The 17,205-nt window shown below is 45.0% G+C and carries 9 protein-coding genes; 4 read left to right on the top strand and 5 right to left on the bottom strand.

All coding sequences use genetic code 11. The annotated features are described in order from the left end of the window. Positions 1–11 precede the first annotated feature (11 nt). Both CPIN_RS21900 and CPIN_RS21905 read left to right on the top strand, forming a co-directional pair. On the top strand, positions 12–2,081 hold the full coding sequence (locus CPIN_RS21900; RefSeq protein WP_012792027.1) for a CehA/McbA family metallohydrolase domain-containing protein: 2,070 nt from the start codon (positions 12–14) through the stop codon (positions 2,079–2,081). A gap of 80 nt (positions 2,082–2,161) precedes the next feature. Then, positions 2,162–4,081, top strand: coding sequence for a TonB-dependent receptor plug domain-containing protein (locus CPIN_RS21905; RefSeq protein WP_012792028.1), 1,920 nt, complete (start codon positions 2,162–2,164; stop codon positions 4,079–4,081). A 71-nt stretch (positions 4,082–4,152) separates the two neighbouring features. Here the strand turns inward: CPIN_RS21905 and CPIN_RS21910 are convergent, their stop codons facing one another. Then, a complete protein-coding gene (locus tag CPIN_RS21910) occupies positions 4,153–5,763 on the bottom strand; it encodes a SusR family glycan utilization regulator (protein WP_012792029.1) in 1,611 nt (536 codons plus the stop codon). A 400-nt stretch (positions 5,764–6,163) separates the two neighbouring features. Between CPIN_RS21910 and CPIN_RS21915 the strand changes: the two genes are divergently transcribed. Together CPIN_RS21915 and CPIN_RS21920 are read left to right on the top strand one after the other, a co-directional pair. Then, complete coding sequence (locus tag CPIN_RS21915) at positions 6,164–9,154, top strand: SusC/RagA family TonB-linked outer membrane protein (protein ID WP_012792030.1); 2,991 nt, start codon at positions 6,164–6,166, stop codon at positions 9,152–9,154. Between the two features lie 19 nt (positions 9,155–9,173). After that, a complete protein-coding gene (locus tag CPIN_RS21920; RefSeq protein ID WP_012792031.1) occupies positions 9,174–10,910 on the top strand; it encodes a RagB/SusD family nutrient uptake outer membrane protein in 1,737 nt (578 codons plus the stop codon). Between the two features lie 326 nt (positions 10,911–11,236). Here CPIN_RS21920 and CPIN_RS21925 read toward each other — a convergent pair whose 3' ends face one another. From CPIN_RS21925 to CPIN_RS21940, 4 genes are all read right to left on the bottom strand, one after another. Continuing rightward, a complete protein-coding gene (locus CPIN_RS21925; protein ID WP_012792032.1) occupies positions 11,237–12,475 on the bottom strand; it encodes an IS4 family transposase in 1,239 nt (412 codons plus the stop codon). 266 nt (positions 12,476–12,741) lie between these two features. Beyond that, a complete protein-coding gene (locus tag CPIN_RS39400) occupies positions 12,742–13,074 on the bottom strand; it encodes a hypothetical protein (protein ID WP_071820382.1) in 333 nt (110 codons plus the stop codon). A gap of 38 nt (positions 13,075–13,112) precedes the next feature. Next, complete coding sequence (locus CPIN_RS21935; RefSeq protein ID WP_052306857.1) at positions 13,113–13,982, bottom strand: IS4 family transposase; 870 nt, start codon at positions 13,980–13,982, stop codon at positions 13,113–13,115. Between the two features lie 108 nt (positions 13,983–14,090). After that, positions 14,091–16,859 (bottom strand): PAS domain-containing sensor histidine kinase, encoded by a 2,769-nt coding sequence (locus CPIN_RS21940; protein WP_012792033.1) that lies wholly within the window; start codon positions 16,857–16,859, stop codon positions 14,091–14,093. Positions 16,860–17,205: the final 346 nt, after the last annotated feature.

Consider the following 17,205-nt stretch of genomic DNA (forward strand, 5'->3'; position numbering starts at 1 on the left):
AAACCCAATGCATGAAGTTCCACATTTTACTCGTAGTTGCATTATTCGTTAGCGTTTTTGCCCATGCACAGGCAAAAGCAGATCTTAAAAATTTCAAGAAAACGAACGGAGCAGTAGTCTCCCAAAAAGGATCTTTCCTGGAAGTCAGCTGGCCGGCTGGTGAATCCATCAAGGGAAAAATCGTTTTGGACCTCACTCCTGGTAAACCACTTTTTAAAAGCATTTCGCTGGGACAAAAGGAGATCACCCACAATGTGGATCCTGCTTTTGTCGTCACGATAGGTAAAAGAGATCTGTTGTCTCAGAATGGCTGGAATATCTTCTTTGACAAGGTGCCCAACAAGCCTTATCAGAGTTACCCGCTGAAGATGCAGAAAACAGCCGTTTCCGTGAGATCGGAAGGCAGCCGTACGATTGCCAGCATCGGACCTGTTGCAGCTGAAAAGTTCTCCGGTACGCTGGAGCTGACTTTCTATCATGGCAGTCCGCTGTTCAATGTAGCTGCCGTAATCAGTACAGATGCTGCTGCCAAAGCAATTGTTTTCGATGCAGGTATGGTCAGTGCGCAGCCTGACTGGCAGCATGTATCCTGGATGAATACGGGGGATAGTCTGCAACAGACGACCGTCGTTGCCAGGGATACAGCCCGTCATCAGGCGGTGAAATACAGGGCTATTGCCGCTTCCGGGAAGCAAGGCACCCTGGCGGTATTTCCTCCCCCACATCAATACTTCTATCCGTTGGATGAAGCGTTCAACCTTGATTTCACCTGGTATGGCAATCAGTACCGGAAGATGGTAGAAGGTTATGGTATTGGTATCCGGCAGGAGCTGCAGGGTGACAAACGTTTTGTACCCTGGTTCAATGCGCCTCCCGGCACGGAGCAGCGGCTTAATTTCTTCTGTTTACTCAACCAGGATGACGATGCAGCTGCATTTTCCGGTGTGAAGGCATTTACGCGTAATGACCGTTATGCGGCATTGCCAGGCTTCAAAACGATGTCCAGCCATTTTCACAATGAATTTGTGATGAATGTTATCATGTCCGGTAAACCTGTACCCGCACATCCTGAGTTTGTCGGTGTATTCAAGGACCTGGGCGTGGATATCGTACATCTTGCTGAATTCCATTATACGGCCGATCCCCGCGGACCGGATGAAAAACGTTTACCGCAGTTGAAAGCACTTTTTGATCTGTGTGAAAAGCAGTCTGATGATACCTTCCTGCTATTGCCTGGCGAAGAACCCAATGAGTTCTTTGGCGGACACTGGCTGGATATCTTTCCGAAACCAGTTTACTGGGTGATGTCAAGGAAAGCCGGACAGCCTTATGTCAGTGAACAGCCCGGTTATGGCAAAGTCTATCACGTAGGCAATAAGGAGGAAATGCTCCAATTGCTGAAAGACGAAAAAGGACTGGCCTGGACGGCACATCCGCGTACGAAGGGTTCTGTCAATACACCTGATAGCTATAACCACGAAGATTTTTTCCTGTCTGACAGATTTATGGGAGCTGCCTGGAAGGCGATGCCGGCGGATCTTTCACAACCCCGTCTTGGTAAAAGGGTGCTCGATCTGATGGATGATATGAACAACTGGGGTACGAAGAAGACGGTTATCAGTGAAGCGGACCTGTTCACGATTACACATCAGAACGAGATGTATGCGCATATGAATATCAATTACCTGATGCTGGATAAACGACCGGCTTATAAGGAGAGCTGGCAGCCGATACTCGATGCCATGCAGCATGGGCGTTTTTTCAGTAGTACCGGAGAGGTACTGATGCCGTCGTTGCAGGTGAATGGTCATATTTCGGGAGATAGCCTGCGATTACCTGCCAATGGTACCGCCAATATTGACCTGCAACTCCAATGGACTTTCCCTATGAATTTCGTGGAGATCATCTCGGGAGATGGTGAAAAGGTATACCGGGAAAAGATATCCCTGAAAGATACAGAAGCTTTCGGGGAGAAGACTTTCCGGTTTAACAGTCAGCTGAAAGGCAGGAAATGGGTACGCGTGGAAGCCTGGGATATTGCTGCTAACGGCGCCTTCAGTCAGACCTTTTGGTTGTTGTAACATACGTTCTGCATCCAGACGCACCGCATCAGTGATGCTTTTTTCCTGTACCTTTGCCGGCCAATATCAAAACTAACTGAATGTTTTCGAAATTAACCTTGCCGGTGGCCGCCAGTTTACTCTGTACGCTGACGCTGAAGGCCCAGGAAAAGATAAGTGATCTGGATGCAGTCACTGTTACCGCCACTGTCAATCCCGTGGTAAGCTCCAAAACCGGTCGTAATCTTTATGTTATCAAGGGCGAGGATATCGCCAGGATGCCTGTTCACTCCGTGGACGAGGTACTGCGCTATCTGCCAGGTGTAGAAGTGCAGGCAAAGGGCCCTATGGGCGCCGGCAGCGATATCGTGATCAGGGGTGGTACTTTTCAGCAGGTACTGGTAATACTCGACGGCATACGTGTAAATGACCCCAATACCGGCCATTTCAGCAGCTATATCCCGGTTAATCCGGCAGAAATCGACCATATTGAGGTGCTGAAGGGTGCTTCTTCCGCTATTTATGGCTCTGATGCGGTAGGTGGTGTGATACACATCATTACTAAGACATTTGCCCGTACCGGTACGAGTACACCCACCAGAAAGATCACGGCTGGTGTAACCGGTGGTGAATATGGCTTGTTCAACGCCAACGCCAATGCATATTACAGCACGGAAAAGCTGGCGGTGAATATCGGTGGACAAACCAACAATGCCGACGGTCAGCCGCAAAGGGGTATCGACGGTTATTTCCACCTGCATACGGTATCCGGTTCTGCCAGTTACCGTTTCAACGAAAACTGGAAACTGTCTTACCGTTTAAGTTATGACAGCCGCAAATTTGCCGCCCAGAACTTCTACACCACTTTCGCCTCTGATACTGCCAGCGAAAAACTTTCTACCTGGTGGCAGCAGCTGAATCTTCAATATCGTAAGGGTAAAGATGGGTTTAGTCTGATGGCCGGTTACAAGAACATGAACGATCACTACGTGTACAATTCTGTGTCTTTAGCCAATGATAACCGCAGCAAATTATTCCAGTCCCTTGCGATCTACGAACATGCGTTCAGTAATGATCTTAACCTGGTGGCCGGCGGACAGTTCCAGCAGAAAAACATCGTTTCCAATGACAGGGGTAATCATACTGTGAACCAGGCTGCTGGTTTTGTGTCTTTGACCGCTACCCTGTTTGATGCGTTGACATTGAGTCCGGCAGTACGCCTTGACTGGGATGAACGCAGTGGTTCTGAACTGGTACCTCAGCTGAATGCCAGTTACCGTACCGGCAAATTCCAGGTAAGAGGTAGTGCGGGTAAAACCATCCGTAATGCCGACTTTACCGAGCGTTACAACAACAATAACAAACCGATTGTTACCAGCGGAAAGATCGGTAATCCGGATCTGAAAGCGGAACGTTCTTTTAGTTATGAAGCAGGTGCCGACTACTTTGGCAAAACACTCCGTGTTTCTTCTACGGTGTTCCAACGCCGGTATAACGACCTGATTGACTGGGCGACTACACCATATGCGAATATGCCGTACAAACACAACCTGTCTCCGACGGGCACGTATTCCCTGGCGACCAATATTTCTAAAATGGTGACCAGCGGACTGGAAACAGATATCCAGTGGACGAAGACCTATAAAGAAAAACATACTGTTTCAGCGACAGCCGGTACTACCTGGTTGTATTCCGATATCCAGGAAGGACAATCTTCTTTCTATATCTCTTCACATGCGCGTTTCCTGCTGAATGGTATGTTGCAATACCGCAATTCACTGTTCTCCATCAGCGCAAATGGTTTGTATAAAGTACGCGATCCTCAGTCTGCCGCAAACATTGCAGGTGTAGTAACCAAAGAATACTTTATCGCCAGTGTGAAAGCGGATGTATTTGTGATCAAAAATATGCTCAGCTTATCTGTTGAAGCGGACAACGTTTTCAATAAAACATATGCCGATCTGACTGGTGCGCAGATGCCAGGCAGATGGCTGATGGGTGGTGTGAGACTGACTTTGTAATCATTTAGATGACATAAAAAAAGTGATACCTTTTCAAAGAGGTATCACTTTTTTATTTAGTACAACAGCGATCAATGGTCGTAACTGTCAATGAATTTTATCTCCATTATTTTCTGCTCAAAGTCCGCGGCAGGCACCAGTGCGCGGGATTTCACCCGCATTTTATAGGTATAGACCGTGCTGACACTGTAACCCAATATCTTGGCAATCGCTTCCTGTTCGTTGATACCCAGGCGAATGAGCGCAAAGATGCGGAGTGTGGCATTGAGTGTATCTCCTGATTTCGGCCATATCTGATCTTCCTTTTTCAGCAATGCATTAAAAGAGATAATGAAATTAGGGAACATGGTCAGGAATACGGTATCCAGCATGGTGTACAGATTCTCCTTTTCTTCATCTACCTGTACGTCTTCGAGAAACTGGGTCACATCCTTATATTTCCCCAGTTTGATATTGTGCAGTGTACGTTGTTTTATTCTGTCCAGGGTTTCAATGTAAGAGGAACAGGTTTTGAAAAACAAACCGATCAGCTCTTCTTTTATCCTGGAGGATTCCCAGAGTCGCCCATTGACTTTTTCCAGCTCGCCATTCTTTTCTTTGATCATCCGCTCATTTTCCTTGATCCGCTGCATCTGTTTACGGTAGATAACGAGCAGGAAAAATAATACCACCGCGACGATCAGGAAGAGCAGTAAGCCTATCAGGAGCCTGTCCTTTTCATGCTGCTTCTGATCGATCACTTTACCTGCTATAAGTGGTAACATGGTTTCGATCTGCACGGCGCGGTTCCTGGTGCCGTAGAACCTGGCATTATGGGAGGCTTCCTGTATAAGCAGGTAGGCGTCATTTGTCTTATCCAGCTTATATAACTCCTGTCCGAGCAGGAATATGGCCAGTGTTTCTTTGGTGGAGGAACGGACGTCACTGATAGCAGCAAGGGCCAGGAACATGATCCGGTCATAGCCGGTATAGGCGTAGCTGATCCTGGTGGAGACCATGGCGATACCGTGGTGGGTCAGCGGGTGGTGGATGATGGTATTAAAGAAGAAGTCAGGCGTCAGGCGCCGCTGCTTCACTGAATCCGGCAGAAAGGCCAGGTTGATGGTTTGTTCGAAAGCATTAGACGGTGTAACGGTTTCGGCGGTTTTAAAGTCGGCTTGTGACTGCTGGTAATACTGTCCGGAGAAATAGGCGTCATTATTATACTCCGCAATACCGGCATTGAGCCGGGCCCGCAGGATCAGGTAATCTGTTTTGCGTGTATCGGACAGCCCGCTGCTATCAATGTCATCAGCTACGTCGAAGGCTTCTTTATAAAAACCTGTATTCAGCAAAATAGTACCGAGCAGAATCTTACTATGGACTAAGTCATCTGTTTTATGAAACTTCGAAGAGAGATTGATCATCTTGCGGACATATACAAATGCCGAATCGAATTTAAAGGAGTGGTATTCCTCAAAAATCTGTTCACATAACCTGAATTGTGTATGAAAGTTAAAGGTGTCGGCACAGAACAGCTGGGTTCGTAACCGGTCGATATGTGTTTGTTTTGCCTGGTCATAAAGATTGCTTTTCCTCAATTCTGTTTTAAGCACATTCAGCAGACTGTCAGATTTACCGGTTTGCGCATATCCATTGAATCCGGTAAACAGTAAAAACAAAACAACTAATAATTTATCCATATGGATGTAAGCTCCTCTTTTAAGTAGTACGTAATTTTCCCTTCTTCAGATGACAAGTTAAAAGCCGTATAAACGATTTTGGTATTGTTCTGCTGGCTGGTCCGGAGTATCCGGGCGGTTGATAAGGCCCCATTTTTTCCCTGTAATCCTTTGAAAACCTGTTGGATAGCCTTAGATTTTTCTATACAAATCCCGGACTAAGATATTGATTATCAGAAAGAATTTTTATAAAACGTTTAGATTTTTTATCTGCGGGTCCTGCTCCGGCTGCAATGGCTTCTTTCGTGACTTAATTTGGTCAGCCAGTTCAAATGCCATGACCGGCACTGGAACCAACAATCATCAGCTGCAGCGATGAACCATGAAATTTCGCGTTAATGAACCAATTAAGTAGACTGTTATGTTTTTAAAAATTCTACGATTACTGAGCTGCTTTGCCCTGATCTTAGTCCACGCTTACCCGGTACTTGCCCAGAACAGAGTCATAGAAGGTAAAGTTATTGACTCTTCCAGCAACAGTCCATTACCAGGAGTGACTGTCAGAATTGCAGGTACCAAATCGGGCACCGCCACCGACATCAACGGCGTATTCCGGCTGACGCTTACGGCTGATGCCCGTGAACTTATTTTTTCTTCCATTGATTATGCACCCCAGACAGTTGCTATTGCCAACCAAAGTACTTTCTCTGTAAAACTTGCTCCGCTCAGCCGTGAACTTAAAGGCGTTGAAGTGGTGAGTGTAGGTTATGGTACAATGGACAGAAAGGAAGTTTCCAGTGCGATTACGCATGTGCGGGCGGAAGATCTGAAATCTGTTGCTGCCAATAACCCGCTGATGTCCTTACAGGGAAAGGTAGCCGGTTTAACCGTATCCAACACCTCCACGGCTGATCCTAACTCCTCTCCGAGCATCCAGCTGCGAGGCGTATCCTCCCGTAGTGCGGGTCTGGGACCTTTGTATGTCATCAATGGCGTACCAGGTGGTAATATCGACAACATTAACCAGAACGATATCGAATCCATCGACGTGCTGAAAGGCGGCGCCGCTTCAGCGATTTACGGTACGAGAGGTAGTAATGGTGTCATCATCATCACAACCAAGAAAGGCACTGGTGATTCCAAAATGGTATACAGTGGTTATGTGAGCATGGATCGTCTCACCATGAAGCCTGAAGTACTCACGGCAGAAGAGTTCCGGAAGTTCCGTGTCGGCGCTACACCGGCACAGGGTATCGACTATGGCGGTAATACCGACTGGATGAAATCAGTCACCCGTGAGCCTGCGTATGCACAGAAGCATACCCTGCAGATTTCCGGTGGAACGGCCAGGGATAACTATTTCGCTTCGGCTGATTACAGGAATGCGGATGGTATTGACCTGCGTGCTTCCAAAAAGGAATATGGCGCACGTCTGAACCTGAATCATACTTCCAAAGAAGATGTTTATACGGTTTCCTTCAATGTTGCACCGAGGTATATGAAAACCAGTAATGCAGACCAGGGAAACTTCAATAATGCGCTTACGCTGAATCCGACGCTGCCTATTTACGACAGCACCGGCTATCGTTATATCAATACCGGCTTTTTCTCCAATAATCCGGTGGAGAATGCACGGCTGATCAAAAGTCAGGCGGAGATCAAACAACTGGATATGAGCGGCTCTTTCCGGGTCAATATCACCAGGAATCTGAACTCCATGGTGACGATCTCCAACATCCGGTCTTCCTACAAGAATCTGTTCTTCTCTCCTTCTACCCTGACGACGATTGTACATGCAGGGCAGGTAACGAAGACGAACTATGCTTCACAGGAGCAGCAGGATAATGACCAGCGTAATCTGGAATGGACCATCAATTATGCGTTGAATCTGAACAGGAATCACTTTAAGTTCCTGGGCGGTTATTCTTACAGCTACTTCAATTACCAGCAATTCGCGGCTAACAACTATGATTTTCCATTCGATACTTTCCTGTGGAATAATCTGGGTTCCGGTACCTGGAATGGAGGTGATAAAGGCAACGGACAAAGCGCAGTGTCTTCCACACAGAATGACTCCAGACTGGCCGCATTCTTTGGCAGGATCAACTATGATTATGATAATAAGTATATCCTGACGGTGAGTCTGCGTCATGAAGGTTCTTCTAAATTCGGCAGAAACAACAAATGGGGTAGTTTCCCGGCGGTATCTGCTGCATGGCGTATCTCTGACGAGGATTTCCTGAAGGATAAAATCAGCTGGCTGAATGACCTGAAACTGAGAGCCGATTACGGTGTGACCGGTAACCAGGATTTTGGTAATTATCTGTCCTTACTGTTGTATGGCGGATATGGTTATTTCCCTTTCAACGGCACGACTTACCAGGTGTATGGACCTTCGCAGAATATCAATCCTAACCTGGGTTGGGAAAAAGCAATCAACTTTAACGTAGGTCTTGACTTTGATCTGTTTAAAAGCCGTGTGTCAGGTTCGGTGAACTACTATGTACGTACCAACAAGGACCTGCTGGGTTATTACAATGTACCGTTGCCACCCAATCCGCAGTCACAGACCTTCAGCAACGTGGGTACTATGAAAAACACCGGTCTGGAAATCCAGCTGAACGGATCCGTGGTACAGTCAAAAGACTTCAGCTACAATGTGTCTTTTGCGACGGCTTTAAATAATAACAAATTCGTCTCTTTCTCTAATAAACTGTACCAGGGAGCACCATTCCAGGATGTAGCGGGATTACCTGCACCAGGTAGTCCGGGTAACATCCAGCGTTTACAGGAAGGACATCGTATCGGGGACTTTTACATGCTGAAGTCAGCAGGTGTAAATGAGAATGGCGCATTGCTGGCGTATAAAAAAGACGGCAGTATTGTAACGGCTAACCAGACTAATGCAGATGATAAGCAGTTTGTGGGGAATGGTTTGCCGAAATTCACCGGTTCATTAGGTAACACTTTCCGTTATAAGAACTGGGACCTGAATATCTTCTTCAGGGGTAATTTCGGCTACAAGCTGTTCAACATGCAGGCATTTTATGTGGGTACGCCGGCTACACAGTCCGACGCCAATACGCTGAAATCTGCCTACGATCCGAAGAGCAAGTATGCTAAACTGACCAGTTCTTCTACCACAGCCCTTGCTTCCGACTATTTCCTGGAATCGGGTTCTTTCGTGAAGATCGACAACGTATCGCTGGGTTATGGCCGTGAAGTCAATTCCAAGTACCTGCATGCGTTCAGGGTATATGCTTCAGCGAGCAACCTGCATACGTTCACCAGCTTCAAGGGAGGCGATCCTGATCTGTACCCTATTAACGGCTTAACGCCTGGCGTGCAGGGTAATCTGAATTTCTATCCGGCGACAATTCAGTTACTGGGAGGCTTACAGGTAACATTCTAAACAATTAACTGGTACAGAGATGAAAAAGAACTATAGAAAATATATCATAAACGCTGCGTTGATCACTGCAATGACAATGGGCAGCTGTACGAAACTGGAAGAAAGTGTGTATGACAGGGTTGACGAGTCGCAATTCCTGACCAGACGCGATGATGTGATCAGGGACTTTTTACGCCCGTTTGAGCACGCTTACTGGAGTATCCAGGGAAATGACGTCTATGCGGTGGGTGAAAACAGTACTGATGAAATAGGCACTTATAACCGTCAGGGTGACTGGCAGGATGGTGGTTATTATCAGCGTATGCACTATCATACCTGGACGAACCAGGATGGTTTTACCAATGGCGCCTGGACGGCTTTCTACCAGGGTATTGTACTGGCTACGAACTCACTGCAGGACATGGAGGGAATCGCTGATCCGAGGAGGCTGAATGTCACGCCTACGGAGCTGGCTGATTTTAAGGCGGAACTGAGAACGCTGCGCGCCTGGTTTTATATCAGGGCGTTTGATTTCTACCGCAATATTGTGCTTGTACATGATGTGAAAAACACGACGGTGAGCGGTCCACAGTCGCCGCCCGCAGAAACCTTTAAATACATAGAGGAAGAGCTGAAAGCGGCGCTGCCTGATCTGCCTAAACGCGAAGCGCTGGGCGAAAAAGGTATTGGCAGGTGGACACAGGCAGGTGCGGCTGCTTTACTGGTAAGACTGTATCTGAATGCACAGGCGTATATCAAGGAAGACAGGTTTGCAGATTGTGCGGCGGTATGTCAGGATATCATCGATGGTAAGTATGGTAGTTATCAACTGGATACCCGCTGGGATGCGCCGTTTGATTATACGAATACCTCTTTGAATTCAGAGACAATTTATGGGTTCCCTTCCAGTTTGTCTCGTACACACTGGCAGTATGATGGCGGCATGTATTTCTGGTCCATGACCTATGATGCGGCACCTTTGTATTGTGGTTTTACGGATTTCGGCAAATCCAATCCAAGGTTTGCGTTACAACCCGGAAGGAATGTTGATAGTGTTGAGTACAATTTCCAGCTGGGTAAGCCTTTTGTTAAGTTCCAGCGTTATCCGGACGACCTTCGACTGAAGCTTTACAAGAATCTTGGCAACAGTAAACGTGAAGGGATGTTCCTGTACGGTTACCTGCCTTTTCAGCGTAATGTAAATGGCAACTCCGTACCTGATACCGTACGCGGTAACAAGGGGGATTATCCGTTGTTTATCCGCGATCAGGTGGGTTGGTTTTTGGGAACGAAGCCTGGTCAGCCGGTAGCAGATAAAGAATCCAATATGAACCATGCTGACCATAATTCCGGTGTGTTCCTGATGAAATATCCGGTATATCCGACACCGGATCCCAATCGTATCACTTCGGCTTATGCGGAGGTACGTTTATCAGAGATTTATTATTCACTGGCGGAATGTAAGTATCGGTCGGGCGATAAGGCCGGCGCGGCTGCTTTACTGAATGCAGTGCGTAAGCGTAACTATCCGGACGAATCTACAAGTTTGTATAAGCTGGATGGTAGTCAGCTGAACGACCAGGAGATGCTGGATGAATGGGGACGTGAGTTTTTGGGTGAGAACCGCAGACGTACGGATCTGGTACGCTGGGGCGTATTTAATACGGGTACCTGGTGGGATAAGCAGCCAGATGCAGATGATCATACCGCGATATTCCCGATAGGAAGAGATATTCTCGGGGCAAACCCACAGTTTAAACAGAATCCCGGCTATTAGTTGTTACAGGTTTTAGATGAAAGAGCCCATGATCCTGAGTGTTTTAGGGTCAATGGGCTTTTTCAATTAAGAATTAGGAATTAAGAATTAAGAATTGGAATGCAGCGGAGATCTTCGCGGTAATTCTTAATTCTTAATTCTTAATTCTTAATTCTTAATTCTTAATTCTTAATTCTTAATTCTTAATTCTTAATTCTTAATTCTTAATTCTTAATTCTTAATTCTATAGTGTCCGGTTAAAATTGGGATTACCCCTTTATTCCTTTCAAACTCAATATAGATGGGAGGGGCTTACTGCTATTATAAAAGTAAGCCCCCCTCTTTTTTTAAAAGGAGAATAATTTCAATTGCAGGTTTATCTGATCTGGCCCCTTATTATGCTGTAAAAGTGCATACTCGGGTTCTGCCAGAAAATTCATTAGGTGGATATAAGTGTAAAGATGTAACCTTAGAAAGCCAGTTAGGTTACTAAAAGACCATTTTTTACTCCCTTTCTCTGTCAGCTTGTCTTTTACGATCTTTGTCAGTAAATCCTTTATTAGCGTGCACCAGAGCTGTATACTTATAGCATTTTTGTTTTCACCTAAAAAATTGTTTAATTGAGAGTTCTGCTTAATTCTTTTAAAAAGCATTTCGATTGCCCATCGCTTTTGATACAATTTCCTGATCGTTGTCGGCGTATAAGTAAAATTGTTTGTTAACAGATGTATTTTCTTTTTTGTATTTCTATCGTAAATGCTGATTACACGCGCCGTCTGTACAGGACTTTTCTCCTCTGTTAGAGGGTTACCTAGTTGAATAACCCAATCTTTTAGGATACCTTTTCTTTTATTGAGTATTTTTAATCTGTTTCGTGTCAATAATTTTATTTTCATACTCTTGGTTACACGAGTTACCCACGTGATCTCTTTTTCAGTCCATTCCTTCATGAGTTTATAGTTCACATAAGCTCTATCCATGGCTATTATAGAACCTGGCAAGAGCTCTAACTGTGGCATAATGATTCTATCATTTTTGGCAGCTTCCGTCAGAATAGTAAAGCTTGGTAGTTCTGTTTTGGCCGTCATCAATACGTGCGCCTTTATTCCTCCCTTCTTTCTGCCGTCCATTCTAATTACACCTGCCCCCTTCATTACATTAGAAAATAGGCTGACCGTCGTCGAGTCCACTATGAATAACCGGTCAACCAACGATTTTCTCTTTCGGCTGTCCGGGGAAAACGCTTGATAATGATGGTTATATAGACGATGATAAAGCTTTTCAAAAAACGCCACCGGACGCGTCCTGTTAGCATCGGAAATAGTGCTTCGACGCGGGGTATGTTTAATGCCCAAATGGTGAAGCCGATGCTGGTTGGCTAACAATCCTGTATGAAGCTCTCGTAATGAAGTACACTGATGAAAACTACTAAATAGCATTGTTACCAAATGGTCAAAAGCCTTAAAATGCTTATAATAGTAATCTGCGTTTGTCTCTCTACAGACTTTATCTATCAACGTGGTTGGTATAAAAGAAAGTAGTTGATTAAAAATCGGCTGTCCGGAAAAAAATTTACTTTTGCTCATAAGTAAGTTCTAGTGTGGTAACTTAAACTTACTGAAAAAGGAGGCCTCGGCCTCCTTTTTTTATGACTTAATCCCATATTTTTACCGGACACTATAGATTCTTAATTCTTAATTCTTAATTCTTAATTCTTAATTCTTAATTCTTAATTCTTAATTCCTAATTCTATAGTGTCCGGTTAAAATTGGGATTACCCCTTTATTCCTTTCAAACTCAATATAGATGGGAGGGGCTTACTGCTATTATAAAAGTAAGCCCCCCTCTTTTTTTAAAAGGAGAATAATTTCAATTGCAGGTTTATCTGATCTGGCCCCTTATTATGCTGTAAAAGTGCATACTCGGGTTCTGCCAGAAAATTCATTAGGTGGATATAAGTGTAAAGATGTAACCTTAGAAAGCCAGTTAGGTTACTAAAAGACCATTTTTTACTCCCTTTCTCTGTCAGCTTGTCTTTTACGATCTTTGTCAGTAAATCCTTTATTAGCGTGCACCAGAGCTGTATACTTATAGCATTCTTGTTTTCACCTAAAAAATTGTTTAATTGAGAGTTCTGCTTAATTCTTTTAAAAAGCATTTCGATTGCCCATCGCTTTTGATACAATTTCCTGATCGTTGTCGGCGTATAAGTAAAATTGTTTGTTAACAGATGTATTTTCTTTTTTGTATTTCTATATCGTAAATGCTGATTACACGCGCCGTCTGTACAGGACTTTTCTCCTCTGTTAGAGGGTTACCTAGTTGAATAACCCAATCTTTTAAGATACCTTTTCTTTTATGGAGTATTTTTAATCTGTTTCGTGTCAATAATTTTATTTTCATACTCTTGGTTACACGAGTTACCCACGTGATCTCTTTTTCAGTCCATTCCTTCATGAGTTTATAGTTCACATAAGCTCTATCCATGGCTATTATAGAACCTGGCAAGAGCTCTAACTGTGGCATAATGATTCTATCATTTTTGGCAGCTTCCGTCAGAATAGTAAAGCTTGGTAGTTCTGTTTTGGCCGTCATCAATACGTGCGCCTTTATTCCTCCCTTCTTTCTGCCGTCCATTCTAATTACACCTGCCCCCTTCATTACATTAGAAAATAGGCTGACCGTCGTCGAGTCCACTATGAATAACCGGTCAACCAACGATTTTCTCTTTCGGCTGTCCGGGGAAAACGCTTGATAATGATGGTTATATAGACGATGATAGAGCTTTTCAAAAAACGCCACCGGACGCGTCCTGTTAGCATCGGAAATAGTGCTTCGACGCGGGGTATGTTTAATGCCCAAATGGTGAAGCCGATGCTGGTTGGCTAACAATCCTGTATGAAGCTCTCGTAATGAAGTACACTGATGAAAACTACTAAATAGCATTGTTACCAAATGGTCAAAAGCCTTAAAATGCTTATAATAGTAATCTGCGTTTGTCTCTCTACAGACTTTATCTATCAACGTGGTTGGTATAAAAGAAAGTAGTTGATTAAAAATCGGCTGTCCGGAAAAAAATTTACTTTTGCTCATAAGTAAGTTCTAGTGTGGTAACTTAAACTTACTGAAAAAGGAGGCCTCGGCCTCCTTTTTTTATGACTTAATCCCATATTTTTACCGGACACTATAGATTCCTAATTCCTAATTTATATCCGGTAAGAATATACTAAACACCGCCCCTTCATTCTCTGCACCACTGGCGGTAATATATCCCTGATGCCGTTCTACGATCTTCTTACAAAGTGCCAGGCCAAGGCCGGTTCCTTCAAATTTATCTTTTGAGTTCAGGCGGATAAAGCTGTTAAATATCTTTTGCGCCTGTGTTTGTTCGAAACCGATCCCATTGTCTTTTACATCGATCTGGAGATATGGGATGCCCATTTTGGCAGCCTTTTTTGCCGTCACGGTAATGAGCGGTGGGGTATCCAAACGGGTAAATTTCAATGAATTGTTAATGAGGTTATAGAATAACTGATAAATCAGTAGCGGAGCGCCTTTTACCGTTGGTAAGCCTTCATATACAATATGCGCTTTTTTCTGGTTCATCAGGATTTCCAGGTCCAGTTCTATGCTATTTAAAGTCTCGTTGAGATTGATGCTGGATAATGGCTGTTCGGCATTGTCTATGGAGGAATAGTTTAGCACCCCTTCAATCATGTCATACATGCGGTTGGCCGCGGTATTGATCTTATTGAGATAGCTGCTTCCTTTTTCAGATAGTTTTGTTTCACCGTCATGTTCCAGGCGGTCGACAAATGTTTTGATCTTGCGGACCGGCTCTTTCAGGTCATGTGAGGCGACGTGTGCAAACTGTTCCAGATCGTCATTAGAGCGCTGTAATGCCCCTGTACGTTCGTTTACCAGCTGTTCCAGCTTCTCTTCCACAGCTTTCTGTTCTTCGATATTGGTCAGTGCGGATACCCATTTCAGGATTTCGCCATCTTCATCCTTGATAGGATTGCCTACGATATAAAACCACTGATAATGTCCGTCTCTTGCTTTCAGCTGGAATTCGAAAGCGAGTGATTCACCACTTTTGAGGCTTCTTTCCCATTTATCGTATAGCAGTTCCCGCTGATTAGGGTGTACATACATCATCCAGCCTTTGCCCTCGGCATCTTCTGCGTGACTGCCTGTGTAGTCGTACCATTGCTGGTTAAAAAAATCACAGTAGCCATGTATGTCTGCAGTGCAGATCAGCTGGGGCAAGGATTGCGTTAAGGTGCGGAATTGCTCTTCACTATGTTTCAGGGCCAGTTCTGCGACTTTAAGATCGGAGATATCGCGGGTGGTACCTGCGACTACCTCTACCTCACCGGCTTCATTCAGTACGGGGGCGAAAATGTAATCATACATCCGGTAGCCCATAACTGAGTGTGGGAATGCCACTTCTCCTCTGATCGGCTTTTTGGTAGCAATTACCTGGTCGATTTCCCTTTCGTGCATTTCTGCATGCCATGGTTCATATCCCAGGGCGAGCAGTCCCTGACCGACAGATTCTTCCCAAGTGCGCCCCCACATGGTCAATAGTGCCTGGTTAGCGTATATAAATTTATAGTTACGATCAAAGATATAGATCAGATCGGGGGTACTGGCTGTAACAGCTTCATATAACCTTTTGCTGACGCGCAATTCATCGCGGGTAGATTCTAATTCCTGTTCGAATCTTTTACGCTGTGTGATGTCACTGGCAGCGCCGAACCATTCTATAATATTGCCTGCTTCATCATGGATCGGTATCGCGCGGGAAAAGGTCCAGCCGATAGCCCCATCCTGTCTGAATACCTGGTGTTCCAGTTCGAATACACTATGTGTTTGTACTGATTTTTTAATCAGAGCCTGGACGTGTGGCTGGTCGTCCGGATGGATGTATTTTTTCAGCCAGTCCGGAGTAGGCACTTCTGTATCCGTCAGAAAGCCTCTTCCTACCAGGTTTTGCATTTCTGACCAGTCAGGATTCATGCGATACACTACATCTGAAGTAGCCATGACCAAGGCTCTGAAGCGGAGTTCACTTTCTTCGAGTCTTTTCCTGGCTACTACTTGTTCTGTGACGTCATTTGCAATCACCAATACGCCACTTACCGTGCCGTCGGCCTCTTTATAGGGCTGATATACGAAGTTGAAATACATGGTTTCTTTCCTGCCATCCGGCCGATGGAAGACAGCCGGTTTTTCCTTGCCGGTAACGATATGCTTATTGTGATATACGTCGAGCAGCATTTCCATGAAGCCCTGTCCTTTCAATTCGGGCAGGGTGTCCAGCATGGGTTTGCCGATAGCGTCGCTATTGACGCCCCAGATCCTGAGTAGCGGTTCATTGGCCATTGCCAGGACCATATCCTCACCTTTGAAGATGAATATCGGGTTAGGCGCCTGTTCGACGATACCCTTGAAGTGCTGCGCACTTACGGCGGACTTTTCGTGCTTGTTTTGGGCTGTCTGTGTGCAAATCAGCAGTACAGCTACCCTTAGACCGGTTTCATCCTGTATGGGGCTGTAATGATGATGATGATGACAGGAATGACCATTATGACTATAACGGGCGAATATATCGTTATCGTGAGAAACCGGATCTCCATTGCTGCGTACCTGATTCACTGCTGGCTGTATTGCCGGCCAGGTGTCCGGCCACAATTCGGCGGCAGCTTTACCGGGAACAAGTGTTTGTTTCCCTGCTGGCAGCAAAGGAAGAAAAGCATCATTATAAAAGCAAAGTGAACGATCACCCCAGAAAAGCATCATGGGCAGATTGGTATGCAGGAGCATATTCAGAGAAAACTGTAAAGTTTTAGGCCAGGAGGCCATTGTTCCGAGCGGTGTGGAAGACCAATCATAGGCGTGGATTAATTTCCCCACTTCACTGCCGTTGCTTATAAAATTAGCGGTGAATGGTTGTGTATTTTCCATCGAAAAAATAAATATTTGTTTATTAAAGACCAATAAGCCATTGCCGGTCAGGTATATGGCAAGAAAACGAGAATGTCAGCTGCTGCTTTATTTCTCCACTTTATGATAACATGATATAAAATTATGCCAAGGGGTCTTTAATGCGTCCACTGTCAGATACTACACAAAGTGGGGCAAACTATTGCTTATCGCTGTTGATATGTTTTGCTATAACCTGTAATATCTTTAATGTGAAGGGTTTTGCGATAGCGTCATCCGCTCGGCATCTGTTGCCAGTTCTCTGATATTCGGACTTCAGAAAGTAGGACAACCGGTATATTGCTGTACTTGTCGCTTGCCTTGATAA

Origin of the sequence: Chitinophaga pinensis DSM 2588 (assembly GCF_000024005.1) — a bacterium.
Lineage (GTDB): Bacteria > Bacteroidota > Bacteroidia > Chitinophagales > Chitinophagaceae > Chitinophaga > Chitinophaga pinensis.

Bases quoted from the DNA above. Each gene is read 5' to 3' on its own strand.
- CPIN_RS21900 (WP_012792027.1), top strand. From the start codon at position 12: ATGAAGTTCCACATTTTACTCGTAGTTGCATTATTCGTTAGCGTTTTT.
- CPIN_RS21905 (WP_012792028.1), top strand. From the start codon at position 2,162: ATGTTTTCGAAATTAACCTTGCCGGTGGCCGCCAGTTTACTCTGTACG.
- CPIN_RS21910 (WP_012792029.1), bottom strand. From the start codon at position 5,763: ATGGATAAATTATTAGTTGTTTTGTTTTTACTGTTTACCGGATTCAAT.
- CPIN_RS21915 (WP_012792030.1), top strand. From the start codon at position 6,164: ATGTTTTTAAAAATTCTACGATTACTGAGCTGCTTTGCCCTGATCTTA.
- CPIN_RS21920 (WP_012792031.1), top strand. From the start codon at position 9,174: ATGAAAAAGAACTATAGAAAATATATCATAAACGCTGCGTTGATCACT.
- CPIN_RS21925 (WP_012792032.1), bottom strand. From the start codon at position 12,475: ATGAGCAAAAGTAAATTTTTTTCCGGACAGCCGATTTTTAATCAACTA.
- CPIN_RS21935 (WP_052306857.1), bottom strand. From the start codon at position 13,982: ATGAGCAAAAGTAAATTTTTTTCCGGACAGCCGATTTTTAATCAACTA.
- CPIN_RS21940 (WP_012792033.1), bottom strand. From the start codon at position 16,859: ATGGAAAATACACAACCATTCACCGCTAATTTTATAAGCAACGGCAGT.